Genomic DNA, 13950 nt, shown 5'->3' on the forward strand with positions numbered 1-13950 from the left:
GCGCCAGTGACAAATTATCCCTCGGCATGGCTACACCGCCGGATACCGTAACCGTCCGATGAAGCGCGACAGGCTCGGCCGATGCTGCGTGCGCCCCAGAAACCCTGCCTTGGCCTTCTCGAAGCGCATGATCCCATCGATCCGTCGCGCCAGGAATGCGCGGGTATCGGCAAGCTGGTCGCTATCGTCGTCCAGGAACACCGCAACGGTCGCGCCGTACACGCCGGCCAGGATCGTCCGCTTGGTGTAATGATTATAGTCCGTCGCGGTATCTCCGGCCGCGCGCCACATCACGTCCGCGGCATGCCAGCCCAGTTTCGCCGCCCGTGCGAGATTCTGGGGCAGGGCGAGGATCGCGAGCGCGCGGCGCAACGCCTCGCGATCGGCGGCGACGGCGTCCAGTCGCGCCTCGACCAACGCGGCGATCTTCTCGCGGATCTTCATCGTCGCGAGCCGTTCCGGCGGCACCTTCGCCAACATCCCCGCGTCGATATGCGCGAACCACGCCGCGATCATCTCCACCGCACCGCCCGGAAAGGCGAGCAGCGCCACGTCGCGATCCACGCCTAGCGCGTCGGCGGCGGCATCCCGCGCGGCATCGCCCCAGCCGTCGAACGCGGCGTTGCTCGCCACCACGGGCGCCATCGCGGCACGGATCTCGTCCAGCGTCGGGTCTTCCGGCAGAATGTTCATCGCGCGCGTTCCTCCACATCCGTCTTAGCCGGCCGGCGCACAAGCACCAAGGCCATGGCGACCAGCACCGCCCCGGTCGCATCCGCTACGCCCAGCCGCTCGCCATAGACGCTCCAGCCGATCGCCGCCGCGACCACCGGTTGGGTCAACAGCGCCAGCCCGACCACCAGCGGCGAGAACTGGCCGAGCGCATAGATCATCAGGCCCTGACCGATCACCTGACTGCACAACGCCAGACCGATCAGCGGGGTCCAGTGATCGGGCAATACCTTCTCGCCGAGCGCCAGCGCGAAGATCAGCAGCGGTACGATCCCCGCGACGCTCGACAGCAGCAGCGCCGGCAGCGGCGCCATCGTATCGCGCACCCGCGCCATGCCGATGAAATACAAGGTATAAAGCACGCCCGCGAACAGGCAGAGCAGGTCGCCGACCAGGTTGCGCGGGTTCAGGCTGTACGATTGCCCCATCAGCAGCGCCGCGCCGATCGCCGCCAGCACCAGCGCGATTCCCTGCGTCCGGCTCGGCCAGGCGCGCGCGATCAGGAAGCCGTAGAGCGGGTAGATCAACGTCGCCGAATTGCCGAACAGGGTCGCATTGGCCAGCGTCGTGCGCAGGATGCCGAGATGCCAGCTCGCCAGATCGGCGGCGAAGCTGACGCCGGCGATGCCGATCATCAGCCACAATCCCATGCCCAGCCCGGGCGATCGCCGCACCGGCCGCCACCCGCTCGCCAGCGACATCGCCAGCAGCAGCGGCACCGCCAGCGTCACGCGCCAGAACCCGGCCGCCACCGGCCCGGTATCGGCCAGCCGCACGAACCACGGCCCGAACGCCAGCGCGACGTTCGCCCCGATCAGCGCCAGGAAGGCGAGACGGTGGGGCGCGCCTGGCTGTCCCACGGGCGGCTCCTGCGGCAAGGCGTCGGTTTGCGACATGTTAGTTTTTCTTGGGGGTGGCGGGATGCATGCCGCCCTGTAGCGCCCTATCTGTGCGCAGTCAGGTAGCAAAAGGAAACGTAATGCCGAGTCTGTTCGATCCCATTCAACTGGGGGCCATTTCCGCGCCCAACCGCATCCTGATGGCACCGTTGACGCGCGGTCGCAGCACCAAGGCGCATGTGCCGACCGAGATCATGATCGAATATTATCGCCAGCGCGCCTCCGCCGGCCTGATCATCTCCGAAGCGACCGGCATCAGCCGCCAGGGGCTCGGCTGGCCGTTCGCGCCGGGCCTGTGGAGCGACGAGCAGGTCGCCGCCTGGACGCCGATCACGAAGGCGGTGCACGATGCCGGCGGGCGCATCATCGCGCAGCTCTGGCATATGGGCCGGCAGGTCCATTCGTCGGTCACCGGCGAACAGCCCGTTTCCTCTTCCGCCACCGCCACGCCGGGCGAAGCGCACAGCTATGAAGGCAAGAAGCCGTTCGAGACCGCACGGCCGCTGGAGGTGAGCGAGATCCCCGGTCTGCTCGACGATTACGAGCGCGCGACGAAGAACGCGCTCGCCGCCGGGTTCGACGGGGTGCAGGTGCATGCCGCGAACGGCTATCTGATCGACGAATTCCTGCGCGACAACGCCAATTTCCGTGACGATCAATATGGCGGCAGCGTCGAGAACCGCATCCGCCTGCTCAAGCAGGTGGTCGAGCGCGTGGTGTCGGTCGCGGGCAAGGATCGCACCTCGGTCCGCCTGTCGCCCAATGGCGAATCGCAGGGCGTGGACGACAGCGATCCGCAGCCGCTGTTCACCGCCGCCGCCAAGGCGCTCGGCGATCTCGGCATCGCCTTTCTCGAACTGCGCGAACCCGGCCCCGACGGCACGTTCGGCCGCACCGACGTGCCCAAGCTGTCGCCGGAAATCCGCAAGGTGTTCACCGGGCCGCTGGTGGTCAATTCGGACTATACGACGGTCGAGGAAGCACAGGCGGTGATCGATGCCGGCACCGCCGACGCGGTGTCGTTCGGCCGCACCTTCCTTGCCAATCCCGATCTGCCGGAACGCCTGCGCACCGGCGCGCCGCTCAACGCGATGAACCCGAAGACGATGTATAGCCAGGGCGCGGAAGGCTATACCGATTACCCTGCGCTGGAGACGGCGGACGCCTGATCCGATGCCGGTCGCCGGGGTTTCCCACAGGAAATTCCGGCGACCCATGCGGTGCCGGGTGGACACGTCCGGCACGGTTGGTATCGCCCGCGCATGGGTGTTTCCGCTACGATCATGAATACGGCCACCGGCCAGCCGATCCAGAAATTCGTCTTCGGGCGCATGCCCAAGCCGTGGGTATCGTTCAATCTCGAAACCGGCGAACTGGTGACGGCCGACCGCGTCGATGTCGGCAAGCCCGCCCCCGGCAAGTTCGCCGTACCGGTGACGGTATGGGTCACGCCCAAGGGCTGAGCGCCTCCCTCACCGTTCGCCCTGAGCCTGTCGAAGGGCGTGTTCCGGGCACGTGCTTCGACACGCTCGGCACGAACGGGGGATGAGGCTCCCCGACCCAGCTCAATCCAACGGCACCAGCCTCAGCGGTAAGCCGTCGCGCGGCTTGGGGATCGGCCAGGCCTGCCATTGCGCGCCCGATCCCTCGTCCAGCACGATGCGATAGCGGCTGAGCAGCCCGGCGATCAGCAGCTTCATCTGCATCGTCGCGAAGTGCAGCCCCAGGCACATATGCGCGCCGCCGCCGAACGGCACCCAGGCATATTTGTGCCGCGCGCGCACCGCTTCGGGCAGGAAACGCAGCGGATCGAACGTGTCCGGGTCCGGCCAATAGTCCGGCATGCGGTGCGTATGGCCGACATTGATGCCCACCGGCGTGCCTGCGGGGATATCGTAGCCGCCGAAACGGAAGGCCTTCAGCGCGCGCCGCGGCAAGGACGGCACCGGCGGGATCATCCTGAGCGCTTCCTTGAAGGCATATTCGGTCAGCACCAGCCGGTCGAGCTGGCCATGCGGCACCTGGCCGTCGTCGTTCAGGCCGAGCGACAGCACCTCTTCGCGCAACTTTTCCTGCCACTCCATATTGCGCCCGAGCAGCATGACGAGGCTGGTCGCCGAAGACGTGATCGTGTCGTGTGCCGCCATCATCAGGAAGTTCATGTGATCGATGATCGCGGCATCGGGCAGCGGCTGCCCCGCATCGTCGGTCGCGCGGCAGAATTGCGAGAAGAAATCCTGCCCCCCGGACCCACTGGCGCCCGCCCGCCGCTTCGGAATCTCCCGCCCGAAAACGCCGACCAGATATTCGCGCGCTTTGACGCCGCGCCGCATCTTCGTGCCGGGGAGGGGAACGCGGATCGGATCGATCGACGCCTGCACCTCGTCGACGAACGCCTGGTTGATCTTGTCCGCTTCCGGGCCCAGCGGCATGCCGAAGAAACTGTCCGCCGCCAGATCGAGCGTCAGCGACTTGATCGCGTCGTAGAACCGGATCGGCTTGTTGCCCCAGGTCGAAACCTGGGCCGCGATCCCGGCATTCATCGCCTCGGCGTAATGGCGCATCGGTTCGGGCTTGAACGCGACCGACAGCACCTTGCGATCGGCGCGGTGATGGTCGAAATCCATCAGCATCAGGCCACGCGGGAACAGCAGGTTGAGCATCGGTCCCCAGCCTTGCTCGGACGAAAAGATCTTCTCACGGTCGAACAGCACCAGCTCGTTCGCTTCCGGCCCGAGCAGGACGACGTTCGGACCGCCGAACGTATTGTTGCGGTACACCGGGCCATAGGTGTCGGCCATGCGCCGCCCGAACCCGACCGGATCCTTCAACAGCCTGAGCGTATTGCCGACGAACGGCAGGCCGTCCTCGCCCGGAATGGCGTTCAGCGCGCCCTTCTTCTGGCGCGGTGCCCAATGCGGATTGGCCTTGAAGCTATGTGCGAGCGCCATGCCATCTCTCCCTTACTGACATTGATATCAGTAAGCGGCGGTACAAATCAACGTGCGCTTTGCCCCGCCCGGCGCGCGCGCCATGCATCGGCGCTCTGGCCCCAGGCATCGACGCGAAAATCACCCATCGGTGGCGGCAGTCGCGTCGGCCCGCGGTTTTCCGATCCCAGTCGCTTCGCAAGCGCGATCGATCCGGCATTGTCGGGGTGAATGGTGTGGATGATATCGCTCCAGCCCAGGACGTCGACCGCATAGTCCATCGTCGCCACGGCCGCTTCATGGGCATAGCCTCGGCCGGCAAAGGCGCGCGCCACGCCCCAGCCGATTTCGGTGCCGGGCCAGCCATCGGGCTGCCACGGTCCCACCCGGCCGATCCAGCGCCCGCTGCTTCGTTCGATCAACGCGAACATCGCGAAACCGGCAATGTCCCAGCTGCCGCGCATCGCACACAATCCGCGCCACGCGGCCGAGCGCTCCTGCACGCCACCGAGGAATTCCATCGTGACCGGATCGGCATGGAATGCGACCCAATCCTCAAGATCCTCGCCGGAAAGCGGTCGCAGGATCAGGCGTTCGGTGTGCAGCACCGGCGGCATGATCAGCCGAACCGCCCCTTCAACTCCAGCATCGCCAGCGCCGCCTTGGCCGCTTCGCCGCCTTTATCCTTCTCGCTCTTCTTCGCGCGGGTCAGCGCCTGCGCTTCGTTCTCGGTGGTCAGGATGCCGTTTCCGATCGCCACGCCGTCCATCGACAGCGCCATCAGTCCGCGCGCGCTTTCGCCCGCGACGATCTCGAAATGATAGGTCTCGCCGCGGATCACCACGCCCAACGCGACGAACGCGCTATACTGCCCGCTGTCCGCCGCCAGTGCGATCGCGCCCGGCACTTCCAGCGCGCCGGGGACGGTGATCGTCTCGTGCGTGTGGCCCGCCGCCTCGATCGCCGAGCGCGCGCCGTCGAGCAGCAGATCGTTGAGATGATCGTAGAAGCGCGCCTCGACGATGAGAATGGTAGCCATCAGGTCTTCGCTCCGCTCAGGGGGGGCATCTCATTCGCCTCCGGTGCCGGGAATAGGCCGTTCGCCGACGATCGACAGGCCATACCCTTCAAGTCCGACCAGCGTATGGTGCGTGTTGGTCAGCAACACCATCTCTTCCACGCCCAGTTCGGCCAGGATCTGCGCGCCGACGCCGTAATCGCGCAATTCCTCGACCTCCGGCGCGCCGGCGCCCTTGCCCTCGCCGCGCAGCCTGATGAAGCGGGTGATGCCGTCGACCATGCGCCGGTTGATCACCACGATCACGCCCGCGCCTTCGTCCGCGATCATCTGCATCGATCCCGACAGCAGGCCGGAACGCTCCGATTCCTCGCCGAACGCATCGACGAACATCGACATCGTGTGCATCCGCACCAAGGTCGGCTTGGCGGGGTCGATATGGCCTTTCACCAGCGCGATCGTCTCGTCGCCGCTGGCCTTGTTGAAGAAGGTCATCGCCTTCCAGTCGCCGCCCCATTTGCTCTCGAACGCCATTTCCGCGCGCTTCTCGACCAGATGGTCGTGGCGGCGGCGATAGGCGATCAGGTCGCGGATCGTGCCCATCTTCAGGTTGTGCAGCCGGGCGAAGGCGACGAGATCGTCCATCCGCGCCATCGTGCCGTCGTCGCGCATGATCTCGCAGATCACGCCCGAGGGGTTGAGCCCGGCAAGCCGCGCGACGTCCACCGCCGCCTCGGTATGGCCGGCGCGCACCAGCACGCCGCCGTCGCGCGCGACCAGCGGGAAGACATGGCCCGGCGTGACGATGTCGTCCTTGCCCTTCGACGCATCGATCGCGACCGAGATGGTGCGCGCGCGATCGGCGGCGGAGATGCCGGTCGTCACGCCGTCGCGCGCCTCGATCGAGGTGGTGAAGGCGGTTTCGTGGCGCGTGCCGTTGGCGCGGCTCATCAGTTCGAGGCCGAGCGAATCGATCCGCGCCTTGCCCATCGCCAGGCAGATCAGGCCACGGCCATGCGTCGCCATGAAATTGATCGCGTCGGGCGTGGCCATCTGCGCCGGGATGATCAGGTCGCCCTCGTTCTCCCGGTCCTCGTCGTCGACCAGGATGAACATCCGCCCGTTGCGCGCCTCGTCGATGATCTCCTCGATCGATACGAGCGCCGGCGTATCGTCGTTGGAGAAGATGAACGTCTCCAGCTTGCGCAGCGTGTCGGCGGTCGGGTTCCAGTCGGGCTGGTCGAGATCGCGCAACGTATTGGCATGAAGCCCCGCCGCACGGGCGAGACCGGAGCGCGACATGCCACCATCGGTGACGAGGTTGCGCAGTTTCTGGATCAACAATGTGCTCATGAGCGGATATAAATCACATCATGATGTGATCGTCAATCCGAGTTTTCACATTAGATGTAGAAGAGGGTTCACACAAAGGCACAAAGGCACGAAAAGAAGTGAATGCTGAAGCGGTATTCGAGAAGGTCGTTCCGCGATCGCGGCGCAGCCATCTTTCCCTTTTCTTCTTTTTGCGTCTTCGTGGCTTCGTGTGAAATCATCGACACCCGCCACAAAAAATCACCCCGGCAAAAACGACCGCATCCGCCCCAGATACCGCGCCAGAACATCGATCTCGATGTTGATCGGCTCCCCCACGCTCAACGCCCCGATCGTCGTCACGGCGGCGGTGTGCGGGATGATGTTGACGCCGATCGTGACCGTGCCGGGACCGTCCTCCACCTCGTTCACCGTCAGAGAGACTCCGTCGAGCGTGATCGAGCCCTTCGCCGCGACGAACGGCGCGATATCGGGTCCGGCGGTGATGCGGATGCGCTTCGATCCGCCCTCTTCGACCACCGAGGCGATCTCGCCGATCCCGTCGACATGGCCGGTGACGATATGACCGCCCAGCTCGTCGCCCAGCTTCATCGCGCGTTCCAGGTTGAGGCGGCGGCCCATGCTCCACTGGCCCTCGGCGGTGCGGCTGATCGTCTCGCCCGAGACGTCGACCGCGAACCAATGGCCGGTGGCGTCGGATCCCTTGTCGATCACCGTCAGACACACGCCCGAACAGGAGATCGACGCGCCGAGATCGATCGTCGCGGGATCGTAGTTGCTGCGTACCACCACGCGCGTGTCGGCCAGCGTCTCGACCCGGTCGATCGTGCCGACATCGGTGATGATTCCGGTGAACATGTGCGTTTAGCTCCCCGATGCGCTTGCGGAGCGCCTCAATTTCTGGCCCGCTCGTAGACTTCGAGCCGGTCGCTGCCAAGCTGCCGCGCGTCGTGCAACCGCCAGCGACCGTGCGCCTGCGACAGATCGGCCAGCCCGATCTCGGGTAAGGTGCGCCCGCCGCCGACCAGGATCGGCGCGCGGTACAGGAGGAGCCGATCGATCAGATCGGCGGCGAGAAACGCGGCGGCGGTCCGCGCGCCGCCCTCGACCAGCAGGTGATCCACGCCCTCCAGCGTGGCAATGTCCCCGGGTTGGGCAATCGTTCCCCAACCATGACCTCCGGTCGCGGATGACAGAATGAAACGCTTCGGCGAACGGTCGTCCAGCCCGGCCAGCCGCACATCCAGCCGGGGCGCATCCGCCTCCAGCGTCCCGCGCCCGACCAGGATCGCCTCGTGCCGCGCGCGTTCGAGATGCGCGTGCCCCCGCGCTTCGGGTCCGGTGATCCACTGGCTCGATCCGTCCGCCATCGCGGCGGCCCCGTCCAAGGACAACGCCAGTTTCAACGTCACGAACGGCCGCCCCAGCGCCGTGCGCGTCAGGAAACCGGCCATCGATCGCCGCGCCCCCTCCGCGCCGATCCCCACATCCACCACGATCCCCGCCGTCCGCAGCCGCGCGATCCCCGCGCCATCGGTGCGCGCATCGGGATCGCCCAGCGCCACCACGACTCGCGCCACGCCGGCGGCGATGAGCAGATCGGAGCAAGCCGGGCCGCGCGCGGAACGGTGCGCGCAGGGTTCGAGCGTGACATAGGCGGTCGCGCCGCGCGACTTTTCGCCGGCCCCTGCCAGTGCCATCGCCTCGGCATGCGGGCGTCCACCGGGCTGCGTCCAGCCGCGTGCGACCACCACACCGTCCTTGACGAGGACGCACCCGACATTGGGGTTGGGCGCGGTGCGGCCACGCCCGCGCTCGGCGAGCGCCAGCGCCGCCGCCATCCAGCGCGCGTCGCTCAGATTCCCAGCTTCTTCAATTTGTCGTCGAGGCGCTTGAACCCCTCCTGGGTCTCCTTCTCGCGCGCCGCCGCTTCGGCCGCGCGCTTCGCCTCGATCGGGCCGTCGATCTTCTGCTGCGCGATGATCTGCGCGTTCGTGCGATCCGCCGGCCATTGCTGCACGTAGACGATGTCGCGGTGATAGACCGGCTCTTCGTGGCTATCGATCGTGAAGCCGATCAGCAGCGCGCCGAACAGGACGACCGACAGCAGCAGGAACGCCAGCTTGTGCGGCGCCTCCTGGGCGAGGAACCCGCGCAGGTCGTTGATCGCGCGCAGTATGTTGAAGTGGCGGAGAATCTGCATCCTGTCGGCCAAGATAAGCGCGCGGGGCTCGCGGCGCTAGCCCCGCGCCCGAAAGCTCACTCGCCTTCGTTGAGTACGAACGTCACCGTCATCGTCCGCCAATCCTCCTGCGGCACGCCGTCGCGCGTAGCGGGGGTGAAGCGCCATTTGTCCAGCGCCTGACGCCGAGTCACTTCGAAGAACGCCGCGCTCGCCGCGTTCACCTGCTCGATCTGCTTGACCCGCCCGTCGACCCCGACCAGCACGCGCACCATCACCTGGCCCTCGCGGCCCATGCGGCGTTCGCCGGGGGGATAATCGGGCTGCAGGAAGCGGGCATAGCGCGGATCGACCTTGGCGCCGATCATCACCGGCTGGTGCGGCGAAACATACGGTGGCGTCACGGTGCCGGTGCCGCCGGTCACGCCGCCGTCGAGGCCGGTCGGTCCAGTCGAGGTGAAATCGGTACGCGTCGGCGCGATCGGATCCACCGTCTGCGGACGCTCCAGCGGCGGCGGATCGATGACGCGCTGTTCGATCTTCGGCTTGATCTTCTGTTCGACCGGCTTCAGCGGCGGTGGCGGAACGGGAATCGGAATATTCGTCGTGATCAGCGGCTTCGGGTCGACCCGCTTGATCAGTTCCGGTGCCGAGAAGATCAGCGCCGCCAGCACCGCGCCATTCAGCCCGATCGCGATAGTCAGGGCACCGGGCTTGATACCGGTCTTGCCATATCGATCCGCGTACATGTTTCCGTCTCCATCTCTCCTCGAGGAATCCGGTCTTCGCCGGACTTGATCGGGAAACGATACATCATAACATCACGGAGGCAAGTGATACTTTGTTACATGAGGGAAGGAGTGGAATCACATTTCACCCGTTCGTGCTGAGCCTGTCGAAGCACCGTTCTTTGATCACCAAGCGATGCATTCGCGACTCGAACTACGGTGCTTCGACACGCTCGGCACGAAGGGTAAGGCTATAGAGTCACCCGCCCAGTCGCGCGATCGCCCGCTCGCGCCCGATCAGCGGCAGCAACGCCGCCATGTCCGGCCCGTGATCCAGCCCGGTGAGCGCACGGCGCAGCGGCAGGAACAGCGCCTTGCCCTGGCGCCCGCTCGACGCCTTCAACGCCCCGGTCAGCGCGTGCCACGGGTCGGCGGACCAGTCGATCGTGCCCGCGACTCGCGCCGCCTCGGCCAGGAAATCCGCATCGGCGGGGTCGCGCCCGCCGCCCACGTCGCCCTCGATCACGGTCCACCAGTCCGCCGCCTCGGCCACGGTCTTCAGGTTCGGCCTCACCGCATCCCATTCCGCGCGGGTCATGCCCTCGGGCAGGCGCGCCGAGACCGAGTCGAAATCGAGGCTGTGGACGATCTTCGCGTTCAGCCCGGCCAGTTCGCTATCGTCGAACCGCGCCGGCGCGCGCCCGAAGCGGGCGAAATCGAACGTCGCGATCAGCGGCGCGACATCGCCGATCGGCTCGACGGGATCGCTCGTCCCGATCCGCGCCAGCAGCGCCCGCACCGCGCCGGGCTCGATTCCGGCCTCGCGAAACGCATCGACGCCGAGCGAGCCGAGCCGCTTCGACAATTTGCCCTCGCTGCCGACCAGCAACGCCTCGTGCGCGAAGGCCGGGCGGGCCGCGCCCATCGCATCGAACATCTGCAATTGCAGCGCGGCGTTCGACACGTGATCCTCGCCGCGCACGACATGCGTGATGCCCATCTCGGCATCGTCGATCGCCGACGGGAGCATATAGAGCCACGACCCGTCGGCGCGGCGGATCACCGGGTCGCTCATCGTCGTGGCATCGAACTTCTGGGGCCCGCGGATCAGGTCGTCCCAGGCGATCGGGGCGTCGTGATCCAGCTTGAAGCGCCAGTGCGGGCGCACGCCGTCCGCCTCCAGCGTCGCGCGCTCGGCATCGCTCAGCGCGAGCGCCGCGCGATCGTATACCGGCGGCAGGCCGCGCCCGGCGGCGATCTTGCGCTTCAGGTCGAGTTCCTGCGCGGTTTCGTACGCCGGATAGACCCGGCCGGCCGCGCGCAACGCTGCGAACTTCGCTTCATACAGATCGAAGCGCGCCGATTGCCGCGCCTCGCCATCGGCGGTCAACCCCAGCCAGTCGAGATCGGCGCGGATCGCGTCGACATAGTGTTCCTCGCTGCGTTCGGCGTCGGTATCGTCGATGCGCAGCCAGAATTGCCCGCCATGCTTCCGCGCCCACAGCCAATTGTGGAGCGCGGCGCGGATGTTGCCGACGTGCAGCCGCCCGGTGGGGCTGGGCGCGAAACGGGTGATGACGGTCATGCCATCGCTCTAGGCAGCGCGCGCCTCAGCGGCAATGCCCCCTTTACCGCGAGCGATTCGCCCCTAAAGGATCGCGGACTCGGAGCGCAGGGGAGCAAATCGCGATGAAACTTCTGACCGGCAATGCGAACCTGCCGCTGGCGCGCGACGTGGCGCGCTATCTCGAGCTGCCGCTGACCCAGGCGAGCGTCCGGCGCTTCGCCGACGAGGAGATCTTCGTCGAGATCCAGGAGAATGTGCGCGGCGAGGACGTGTTCGTCCTGCAATCGACCGGTTATCCCGCCAACGACAACCTCATGGAATTGCTGATCTGCATCGATGCGCTGAAGCGCGCATCGGCCAAGCGGATCACCGCCGTCGTGCCCTATTTCGGCTATGCCCGGCAGGATCGCAAACCGGGGCCGCGCACGCCGATCTCGGCCAAGCTGGTCGCCAATCTGATCACCGTCGCGGGGGCCGACCGCGTCCTGTCGGTCGATCTGCACGCCGGACAGATCCAGGGCTTCTTCGACATCCCGACCGACAATCTGTTCGCCGCGCCGGTGATGTCGGCGGATATCCTGACGCGCTATGGCGGGCGCAACCTGATGGTCGTGTCGCCCGACGTCGGCGGCGTCGTGCGCGCGCGGGCGCTGGCCAAGCGACTTGACAACGCGCCGCTCGCGATCGTCGACAAGCGCCGCGAACGTGCCGGCGAATCCGAAGTGATGAACATTATCGGCGATGTCGAGGGGCGCTTCTGCATCCTCATCGACGATATCGTCGATTCGGGCGGCACGCTGTGCAACGCCGCCGCCGCGCTGAAGGAAGCGGGCGCGGCGGGCGTCGCCGCCTATATCACCCACGGCGTGCTGTCGGGCGGTGCGGTGGCGCGGGTCGAGGGATCGGCGCTGGAGGAACTGGTGATCACCGATTCGATCGGCAGCCACGACATCGTCGCCACCGCCAAGCGCATTCGCCACCTGACCATCGCCCCCCTGCTGGCCGAAGCGATCCGCCGCATCGCGGACGAGAGTTCGGTCTCCTCGCTGTTCGACTAGGGTCGTCCGGGCCACGCGGCTTCCCCGCTTGCGTTCGCCCTGAGCCAGTCGACGGGCCGTCCTCTTTGGAGCTCGAAGAAAAGGGCAGCGCCTCGACAAGCTCGGCACGACCGGGGGGTGAGAATGGCATCAGGCCGGCCGAACCTAAGCCACCGCATCCCAGATCAGTTTCACTCCCACCAGCATCATCAGCACGTAGATCGCGGTGTAGAAGCGTTCCGGCGCGATCCGCCGCACCACCCACACGCCGCCCAGCGTGGAAAGGATCGCCACCGGCATCAGCAGCCCGGCGGTGACCAGATTGTCGTGGCTGAACTGGCCCAGCGCCCAATAGGCCGGCACCTTCGCCCAGTTGACGATCGCGAAGAAGATCGCCGTCGTGCCGACCAGCACGTCGCGCGACAGGCGGCGCGGCAGCACCCAGACTTGGAACGGCGGCTGCCCGGCATGCGCGATCTGGCTGGTGAAGCCCGAGGCGACGCCGCACACCGTGCCGACCCAGCCGGGGGAGTTGGCGGCGGCGGCCAGTTGATGGCCGCGCTCGCGCCACAGACGGTATGCGCCAAACACCAGGCTGATCGCGCCGACCAACCCCAGCACCGCATCCGCCGAGACCCGCGCCGCGAAGACATAGCCGAGCGCGATGCCGATCGCGGCACCGGGCAGGGTCCAGCCCAGTACGTACCCGTCCCAGTTCTTGCGGAACGCCCACACGCCGACGACGTCTTGTACGATCAGGATCGGCAGCAGGATCGCCGCCGCGCGCACCGGCGAGATCGCCAGCGCCATCATCGGCAAGGACAACGCACCCATCCCGGCGAATCCGCCCTTGGCCAGCCCGAGCAGGATCACCGCCGGCACCGCCAGCGCGAAGAACAAAGCGCTTTCGGTCAAGCGGGGGGCGTTTCGGACCGCTCCACCGGCGCCCGCACCCCCGCCCGGTCGCGGCGCTTGAGTTCGGCCTTCAACTCCTCGGGCTTCGGGGCCCATAGGAAGCCGAAGCTGACCGTGCCGTGCTTGGTCTCGACCACGTGATGCAGCCGGTGCGCCTGGATGATGCGCTTCATGTATGCGGACTTGGGCAGATAGCGGTGGTTCAGGCGTTTGTGGACGATGACGTCATGAAAGCCGAAATAGATCGCGCCATAGGCCGCGATGCCGCCGCCGATCCACGCGAAGCCCGGCCACCAGCCGAGTTGCACGCCTCCCAGCAGCAGGACGAACGAGGGGACCGCGAAGATCACGGCGTAGAGATCGTTCAATTCCCAATTGCCGTGGCGCACCCGGTGGTGGCTCTCGTGCAGGAACCAGCCGAAGCCGTGCATCACCCAGCGATGCGCGACATAGGCGAAGCCTTCCATGAAGACGATCGTCGCCAGCGCGATAAGGAGTCCGGTTGCCCAGTGCATGCGCTGCGATATAGCGGCTACCTGTTCGGCTTGCGAGGTAAACCCGTGCCTTTTTACACCCATCCCCGTTCGTATCGGACGCAGTCGAGAAACCG

Annotated in this window: 16 protein-coding genes; 3 read left to right on the forward strand and 13 right to left on the reverse strand. The window is 66.7% G+C overall.

Annotated features, from left to right (window positions below):
• Positions 1-30: 30 nt before the first annotated feature.
• Both ASG11_RS02380 and ASG11_RS02385 read right to left on the reverse strand, forming a co-directional pair.
• Positions 31-693 (reverse strand): COQ9 family protein, encoded by a 663-nt coding sequence (locus tag ASG11_RS02380; protein ID WP_055774681.1) that lies wholly within the window; start codon positions 691-693, stop codon positions 31-33.
• Positions 690-1628, reverse strand: a complete 939-nt coding sequence (locus tag ASG11_RS02385; protein ID WP_082472549.1) for a DMT family transporter — start codon at positions 1626-1628, stop codon at positions 690-692. Before ASG11_RS02385 ends, ASG11_RS02380 begins: the two co-directional genes overlap by 4 nt.
• Before the next feature lie 83 nt (positions 1629-1711).
• On the opposite strand from ASG11_RS02385, the gene ASG11_RS02390 reads away from it, so the two are divergent.
• Together ASG11_RS02390 and ASG11_RS02395 are read left to right on the forward strand one after the other, a co-directional pair.
• Positions 1712-2800: an alkene reductase gene (locus ASG11_RS02390; RefSeq protein WP_055774684.1), complete on the forward strand. Its 1089-nt coding sequence runs from the start codon at positions 1712-1714 to the stop codon at positions 2798-2800.
• Positions 2801-2893: 93 nt separating this feature from the next.
• On the forward strand, positions 2894-3094 hold the full coding sequence (locus ASG11_RS02395) for a hypothetical protein (protein WP_082472550.1): 201 nt from the start codon (positions 2894-2896) through the stop codon (positions 3092-3094).
• A 102-nt stretch (positions 3095-3196) separates the two neighbouring features.
• Here ASG11_RS02395 and ASG11_RS02400 read toward each other — a convergent pair whose 3' ends face one another.
• The 9 genes from ASG11_RS02400 to ASG11_RS02440 all read right to left on the reverse strand — a co-directional run bounded on the left by ASG11_RS02400 (position 3197) and on the right by ASG11_RS02440 (position 11406).
• The gene (locus ASG11_RS02400; protein WP_055774690.1) at positions 3197-4582 is read right to left on the reverse strand and encodes a cytochrome P450; all 1386 of its coding nucleotides are present in this window, start codon (positions 4580-4582) and stop codon (positions 3197-3199) included.
• A gap of 47 nt (positions 4583-4629) precedes the next feature.
• Complete coding sequence (locus ASG11_RS02405; protein ID WP_055774693.1) at positions 4630-5178, reverse strand: GNAT family N-acetyltransferase; 549 nt, start codon at positions 5176-5178, stop codon at positions 4630-4632.
• A 2-nt stretch (positions 5179-5180) separates the two neighbouring features.
• On the reverse strand, positions 5181-5600 hold the full coding sequence (gene ribH, locus ASG11_RS02410) for a 6,7-dimethyl-8-ribityllumazine synthase (RefSeq protein ID WP_055774697.1): 420 nt from the start codon (positions 5598-5600) through the stop codon (positions 5181-5183).
• A gap of 30 nt (positions 5601-5630) precedes the next feature.
• Positions 5631-6932 (reverse strand): 3,4-dihydroxy-2-butanone-4-phosphate synthase, encoded by a 1302-nt coding sequence (gene ribB, locus ASG11_RS02415; RefSeq protein WP_201781253.1) that lies wholly within the window; start codon positions 6930-6932, stop codon positions 5631-5633.
• A gap of 219 nt (positions 6933-7151) precedes the next feature.
• Positions 7152-7769 (reverse strand): riboflavin synthase, encoded by a 618-nt coding sequence (locus ASG11_RS02420; RefSeq protein WP_055774698.1) that lies wholly within the window; start codon positions 7767-7769, stop codon positions 7152-7154.
• 35 nt (positions 7770-7804) lie between these two features.
• Positions 7805-8752 (reverse strand): bifunctional diaminohydroxyphosphoribosylaminopyrimidine deaminase/5-amino-6-(5-phosphoribosylamino)uracil reductase RibD, encoded by a 948-nt coding sequence (gene ribD / locus ASG11_RS02425; RefSeq protein WP_055774701.1) that lies wholly within the window; start codon positions 8750-8752, stop codon positions 7805-7807.
• 14 nt (positions 8753-8766) lie between these two features.
• Positions 8767-9114 (reverse strand): hypothetical protein, encoded by a 348-nt coding sequence (locus tag ASG11_RS02430; protein WP_055774705.1) that lies wholly within the window; start codon positions 9112-9114, stop codon positions 8767-8769.
• Positions 9115-9170: 56 nt separating this feature from the next.
• Positions 9171-9842: an energy transducer TonB gene (locus ASG11_RS02435; RefSeq protein ID WP_055774708.1), complete on the reverse strand. Its 672-nt coding sequence runs from the start codon at positions 9840-9842 to the stop codon at positions 9171-9173.
• Positions 9843-10080: 238 nt separating this feature from the next.
• A complete protein-coding gene (locus ASG11_RS02440) occupies positions 10081-11406 on the reverse strand; it encodes a glutamate--tRNA ligase (RefSeq protein WP_055774711.1) in 1326 nt (441 codons plus the stop codon).
• A 104-nt stretch (positions 11407-11510) separates the two neighbouring features.
• Here ASG11_RS02440 and ASG11_RS02445 point away from each other — a divergent pair, with 104 nt between their 5' ends.
• Positions 11511-12446, forward strand: a complete 936-nt coding sequence (locus ASG11_RS02445) for a ribose-phosphate pyrophosphokinase (protein WP_055774714.1) — start codon at positions 11511-11513, stop codon at positions 12444-12446.
• 144 nt (positions 12447-12590) lie between these two features.
• Here the strand turns inward: ASG11_RS02445 and ASG11_RS02450 are convergent, their stop codons facing one another.
• Both ASG11_RS02450 and ASG11_RS02455 read right to left on the reverse strand, forming a co-directional pair.
• Positions 12591-13340 carry a sulfite exporter TauE/SafE family protein gene (locus tag ASG11_RS02450; protein WP_055774717.1) on the reverse strand — a complete coding sequence of 250 codons (750 nt, stop codon included), beginning with the start codon at positions 13338-13340 and terminating at the stop codon, positions 12591-12593.
• Positions 13337-13855: a sterol desaturase family protein gene (locus ASG11_RS02455; protein ID WP_055774720.1), complete on the reverse strand. Its 519-nt coding sequence runs from the start codon at positions 13853-13855 to the stop codon at positions 13337-13339. Before ASG11_RS02455 ends, ASG11_RS02450 begins: the two co-directional genes overlap by 4 nt.
• Between the last annotated feature and the right edge of the window lie 95 nt (positions 13856-13950).

The organism is Sphingomonas sp. Leaf357 (genome assembly GCF_001423845.1).
Classification (GTDB): domain Bacteria; phylum Pseudomonadota; class Alphaproteobacteria; order Sphingomonadales; family Sphingomonadaceae; genus Sphingomonas.

Coding starts and splice junctions, on each gene's coding strand:
- ASG11_RS02380 (WP_055774681.1), bottom strand. CDS start 693: ATGAACATTCTGCCGGAAGACCCGACGCTGGACGAGATCCGTGCCGCG.
- ASG11_RS02385 (WP_082472549.1), bottom strand. CDS start 1,628: ATGTCGCAAACCGACGCCTTGCCGCAGGAGCCGCCCGTGGGACAGCCA.
- ASG11_RS02390 (WP_055774684.1), top strand. CDS start 1,712: ATGCCGAGTCTGTTCGATCCCATTCAACTGGGGGCCATTTCCGCGCCC.
- ASG11_RS02395 (WP_082472550.1), top strand. CDS start 2,894: ATGGGTGTTTCCGCTACGATCATGAATACGGCCACCGGCCAGCCGATC.
- ASG11_RS02400 (WP_055774690.1), bottom strand. CDS start 4,582: ATGGCGCTCGCACATAGCTTCAAGGCCAATCCGCATTGGGCACCGCGC.
- ASG11_RS02405 (WP_055774693.1), bottom strand. CDS start 5,178: ATGCCGCCGGTGCTGCACACCGAACGCCTGATCCTGCGACCGCTTTCC.
- ribH (WP_055774697.1), bottom strand. CDS start 5,600: ATGGCTACCATTCTCATCGTCGAGGCGCGCTTCTACGATCATCTCAAC.
- ribB (WP_201781253.1), bottom strand. CDS start 6,932: ATGAGCACATTGTTGATCCAGAAACTGCGCAACCTCGTCACCGATGGT.
- ASG11_RS02420 (WP_055774698.1), bottom strand. CDS start 7,769: ATGTTCACCGGAATCATCACCGATGTCGGCACGATCGACCGGGTCGAG.
- ribD (WP_055774701.1), bottom strand. CDS start 8,752: ATGGCGGCGGCGCTGGCGCTCGCCGAGCGCGGGCGTGGCCGCACCGCG.
- ASG11_RS02430 (WP_055774705.1), bottom strand. CDS start 9,114: ATGCAGATTCTCCGCCACTTCAACATACTGCGCGCGATCAACGACCTG.
- ASG11_RS02435 (WP_055774708.1), bottom strand. CDS start 9,842: ATGTACGCGGATCGATATGGCAAGACCGGTATCAAGCCCGGTGCCCTG.
- ASG11_RS02440 (WP_055774711.1), bottom strand. CDS start 11,406: ATGACCGTCATCACCCGTTTCGCGCCCAGCCCCACCGGGCGGCTGCAC.
- ASG11_RS02445 (WP_055774714.1), top strand. CDS start 11,511: ATGAAACTTCTGACCGGCAATGCGAACCTGCCGCTGGCGCGCGACGTG.
- ASG11_RS02455 (WP_055774720.1), bottom strand. CDS start 13,855: ATGCACTGGGCAACCGGACTCCTTATCGCGCTGGCGACGATCGTCTTC.